The organism is Thiocystis minor (assembly GCF_016653465.1).
Lineage (GTDB): Bacteria > Pseudomonadota > Gammaproteobacteria > Chromatiales > Chromatiaceae > Chromatium > Chromatium minus.
In genome coordinates this window covers 1-4,332 of record NZ_NHSQ01000156.1, presented here as the reverse complement: position 1 = coordinate 4,332, position 4,332 = coordinate 1, and the positions used below count along the sequence as shown (strand labels likewise).

General features: G+C 66.8%; 5 protein-coding genes and 1 pseudogene. All 6 read right to left on the bottom strand.

Annotated elements, in window-relative coordinates; translation table 11 throughout:
* Window positions 1-266 (bottom strand): annotated as a pseudogene (locus tag CCR95_RS20880) (hypothetical protein); the annotation flags it as partial.
* A gap of 37 nt (window positions 267-303) precedes the next feature.
* Window positions 304-1,644, bottom strand: coding sequence for a TraB/VirB10 family protein (locus CCR95_RS20875; protein ID WP_201098096.1), 1,341 nt, complete (start codon window positions 1,642-1,644; stop codon window positions 304-306).
* Window positions 1,645-2,616, bottom strand: coding sequence for a TraK domain-containing protein (locus CCR95_RS20870; RefSeq protein ID WP_201098092.1), 972 nt, complete (start codon window positions 2,614-2,616; stop codon window positions 1,645-1,647). It lies immediately after the preceding gene.
* Window positions 2,617-2,687: 71 nt separating this feature from the next.
* Complete coding sequence (locus CCR95_RS20865; RefSeq protein ID WP_201098090.1) at window positions 2,688-3,326, bottom strand: TraE/TraK family type IV conjugative transfer system protein; 639 nt, start codon at window positions 3,324-3,326, stop codon at window positions 2,688-2,690.
* Window positions 3,323-3,604, bottom strand: a complete 282-nt coding sequence (gene traL, locus CCR95_RS20860; protein ID WP_201098088.1) for a type IV conjugative transfer system protein TraL — start codon at window positions 3,602-3,604, stop codon at window positions 3,323-3,325. Before traL ends, CCR95_RS20865 begins: the two co-directional genes overlap by 4 nt.
* Window positions 3,605-3,867: 263 nt before the next feature.
* Window positions 3,868-4,332: IncC plasmid conjugative DNA transfer DtrJ family protein (locus CCR95_RS20855; protein ID WP_201098087.1), on the bottom strand; the 465-nt coding region annotated here is incomplete at its 5' end.

Below are 4,332 nucleotides of genomic sequence, written 5' to 3'. Positions count from 1 at the left end.
ACATAGCGTCCGTTGGCGGAGACGAAGAAGGTCTTGTCGCCCGACTGCACGATCGACACGCCCTGCACGGGCAGCCGACGCAGACCGTCGATGCCCTGCATCAGCTCGCCGATCGCGGGCTGATCGTCCAGGAACGCGGGAGCCGGCGTGGGGGCGCTGGGAACGGGCGTGTCGGCGCCGAAGCCGACCAGCGGCAGACTCAGCGCCACGGCGACCGCCAGCGTTGGCGGTGCCCAGGCGAAACGGGAAGCGGGGATGGTTGGCATGCGGTTCTCGGGATGAGTGATGGAAAAAAGCGCGGCGCTAACGACGCGCGGCGCGCCCGCGCCCGGTGTCGAGCAGTTGTAACGTCGCACCTCGGTTGAGGATCACTTCGATCGAGCGGCCCGCATCGATCTCGACGACCGGGAACATCTCCTGGGCCATGTCGAGGTAATACTCGGCGAGGCGGTCAAGCGCTTTGCCGGTGCCGCTCATGGCCGCGCCTTGCAACGAGTCGCCGGAGAGCACGTCCTGGAACGGCACCTGCGAGCCTGGCGTGGTACTGATGACCGAGACCTGCTGTTGGCCAAAGACCTCGGAGATCCCTTCCATAAACGATACCTGCATCGCCTGGGCGATGATCTGCCCCTGCTTGGAGACCAGGCGTCCGCGCAGGCCCACCTTGCCGTCTTCGCCCACCGCGTAGCCGTCCACCGGCACTTCGATCACGCCGCCGTCATGGCGCACGCAAGTGATCAGTTCGGTGCGCAGAAACGCGCGTTCGCTGGAGAGGTCGCCGTACCCGGCCACCGTGACGAAGCACTCGCGCACGTCGGCGCGAAAGCGATTGGGCAGGATCGCGTTGTCTTTTAAGCGCACCAAGGCGGGATAGGGGTCGCGGCGGGCTTGCTTGCCGGTCGGCGCGTCCATGCCCGAGAGCAGGACGCCGCGCAGAATGCTTCCGGCCGGGATCACGACGCGTTGTGCTGCGGCGGTCGTGGCCGCGATGTCCGCCGCGTCTGGCGGCGGCGCGGCGGCACTGGCGTCGCTGGCCACCACCCGGATCGCCAGCGGATGACGCCCCTTGGCGGCCTCGCCGCGCGGATGGGGACTGAGCGTCTGGAGCGCGGCGCTGGGTTTCGCCTCGAACAGGGCCGGATCGTCGAGCGCCGGTGCGGACGGCTCGCGGGGGGGCATGGGGACCGCCGTGCCGTCCGGGACCGCGATCGGCGTTGGGGCCGGTGTCGGGACGGCGGCGGTCGGCGCGGCGGCCAGGGCTTTGACGCGTTCGAGGTCGCGCTGCAGGGCGTCCAGACTCGCCGCTTGCTGCTGTTGCAACGCCTTGAACTGACGCTCGGTGGCGCCCGCCTCGGCGGTTTTCTGTTGGGCCAGACGATTCCCGGTTTCCGTCAGCTGGCGCTCGACCTGCGCGAGACGTTGCGCTAATCCGTCGATGCCGAGGGCGCGCGGATCGACCTCCGTGAGCAGGGTATCGGTCATGCGCTCGCGTGCCTGTTGCGCGCGGCTGGCGGGTGTGCTGGGCGCGTTGCCGAACGCCAGGACCACAATCGACGCAATGGCGCCCAAAACGCTGCCCAAGACCACGGCACGACGCAGGCCGGGCGAGAGGCGTTCCCACGCGGCGGGCATTGTCAGGGACATTTAACGTCCTCCCCCGGTGCGTAGCGAGGGCCGCTCCGGGTGCCGTTGCTCGGGCGTGTGCGGACGCACCGCGACATAGAGTTCAACCTGCTCGCCCGGTGCCAGCGAAACGCGCGGCCAGGCGGCCACCGCGACCGTCTCGCCCTCGACGCTGGCGCGACAGGCGCGTTCCTCGATGTCCAGCGGGGCATCGGACGTATTGCGCGCCAGGGCCGTCAGCAGCCACAGCTCGCCCCCTTCCAGCACTTGACCGCGCGCGGTCGACAACCCGAGTTGCGCACAGGTGACGGTTTCGTTGCGCTTGGCCTGGCGCAGGCTGTACCCGCTCGGCAGCGCTTCCTTCGCCAGCGCGCGCATGGCTTCGGTGAGGTCTTCCACATAGTCCGACGCGGCGGCGGTGCTGGCGGCGCCGGGGGAGGCGAACGCGGACGCCGCGCGCGGCGTCGCGGGCAACGGATCGGTCAAGACCAATTGGATTTCGCGCGGGGGCAGCCGCCGGGGGGCGAGCGTGAGCGAGAGGGCGTGATTGGGATCGGAGGCATCGCTGACGAACAGCGTGACCGGCGCCTCGTTGGCGGTCGCGACATAGATCGCCGAGCCGTCGACGCTGGTGGTCGCGTCCGAGACGGTGCGCACCTGCGGATTCGGAAAGGGGGTAAGAATCCGATTGAGGTGATCGATGGCGATCTCGACCATCAGGTTGACGCCGGCGGTGGCGTTGACGCGCAACGGACCGACCTCCAGATGACTGGGCGTGGCGGATGCCGCCCCTGGAGCCGCCGTGCGCAGGAAGCGTCCCGCGTGCGGTCGCTCCTGGCCAGCCAACAGCGCGTTCGGCACGGCGGGGAGCGCAATGCCCACGTCGTCTTGCGCGCCGAGCGGTCCGCCGGCGAGCGACAGCGCCAACGCGAGCAGACTGACCCAGGGGCGCGGGAGAGCGGCGGAAGAGAGCGGGCGGCGATCGTGCAACATGCGGCAGTGTCCTTGGTCGACCATCGAAAGCGGGGCGTCAACGCGCCGCCGGGCGGCGCTGGGAGTGGTGCTTACTCAGAAAGCGGCTCGGGAAGCGGCTCGGGAAGCGGCTCCAGCAACGACAGCTCGGTGGGTGTCTGTCGTTCCTCACGGGCCTTCTCGTTCTCGTAGGCGTCCAGATGCGTGATCAGGGGTCGGTAATGCCGGAACGCGACGCGGATCTCGTAGGTGCGCGCGCGCGTCACTGGGCTGGCGTTTGGCCCGCTGACGATCTGTTTACCCTGCACCCGCACCAGATCGCCGGTCGCGTCGTAGCGGACGATTTCCGGGGAAAACCGCACGCTGACCTGATCGCGCCGCAGCGCCTCGACCTGGGCGGCGAGACGTCGTGTCACCTCGGCGCGGATCGCCGGACTGAGCAGCGGTTCCAGGGTGTCGCGCAGGAACGGGGCGGTGGTCGGGGTGGCGTTCCCGAGCAATTCGGCGACGAACAGCCCCCACGCCTCCTTGACCGACTGACTGGCGCTCTCGCGGGCGACGTTCACCTGCTGTTCCAGGATGGGCGGCACCAGGATGACCGTGCGTTCCGCTTGCAGCAGCGCCACCAGGGTCAGCAGGTTGGTGCCGAGCAGCGCCAGGAGCATCCAGCGATGAAAGTGGTTTTCCGTGACCAGGCGATGCCAGGTTTGACGAAACAGCGTGAGCGTCATGGCAAATACCGGCGAATGAACGGATTGGGCGTGGAGCGATGCGTCATGGGCAGGAGACCGAACCAATACAGCGCATGCAGGGCATAGCCGTCCGCGCGGCTTTCGCGAAACGATCCATAGAGCTTCACCGTGATGACGCCCAGCGCGATAAAGAGCATGGTTTGATTGATGAGAATGCCGATGACCAGCAACAGAATGAATGGCGTGACGTCATCGATGCGCCAGAGCATGAGATTCGGTGGATCGTCAATATGACGGGGCGTTTCGACCGTGGCCATTCGTTTCGCTCATTGCGCAGTGGATTCGATGGCGACACGATGCCGGATTTTTGCAACGGCGTCCGTCCAGAACGGTGAATGGATTCGAGACCGTTTTTCGACGGGGCAAGGGATTGATCGCCATCGCTCAAGCGTGACCGGCTTGAACGAGGCACGTTGGAATCGACGATTCCGGCGTGGACGATGCCGCCTTTTGAATCGCCTGTCCGCGCGCGACGGTGACTGGCTGGGGAACCGTTCTTGAATGAAAACGCGAGCGGCGATTAGAGTTGCTTCGGGAAATGACGCAGGCTGATCGCAATGAGCAAGACCAGAAGCGTGACGGTCACAGGAATGAACGCGGGATGCAGGGGAAAGGGGACAAAGAATCCCAACAGCAGCACGCCGAACACCAGCATCAGGGCGGTTTGACTGGTGCGGCGCACGGCGGGGCTGGGATAGTCGAAGCCAAGCTGACGAATCCGCCAGCGCCAGTGTCCGTCGAGGATGCCACCGACGAGCAGCAGCAGCATCGCCGGTCCCCAGGCGGCGAACAACGATAGCCGTTGCAGGGCAAGCTGGATCAACAACCAAAAGGCATCCAGCCGTTCCTGCAACCACGGCGGACTGATGCCCTCGAACAAGGAGGATTCCCCCGCCTGGCCGATGGCGACGTAACTGGCCGCGACCTCGCCGCTGTCCTGGGCTTCTTCGCGAAACCAGCGATCGGCCTGATCGAGAATCGCCGT

Bases quoted from the DNA above. Each gene is read 5' to 3' on its own strand.
- CCR95_RS20875 (WP_201098096.1), bottom strand. From the start codon at position 1,644: ATGTCCCTGACAATGCCCGCCGCGTGGGAACGCCTCTCGCCCGGCCTG.
- CCR95_RS20870 (WP_201098092.1), bottom strand. From the start codon at position 2,616: ATGTTGCACGATCGCCGCCCGCTCTCTTCCGCCGCTCTCCCGCGCCCC.
- CCR95_RS20865 (WP_201098090.1), bottom strand. From the start codon at position 3,326: ATGACGCTCACGCTGTTTCGTCAAACCTGGCATCGCCTGGTCACGGAA.
- traL (WP_201098088.1), bottom strand. From the start codon at position 3,604: ATGGCCACGGTCGAAACGCCCCGTCATATTGACGATCCACCGAATCTC.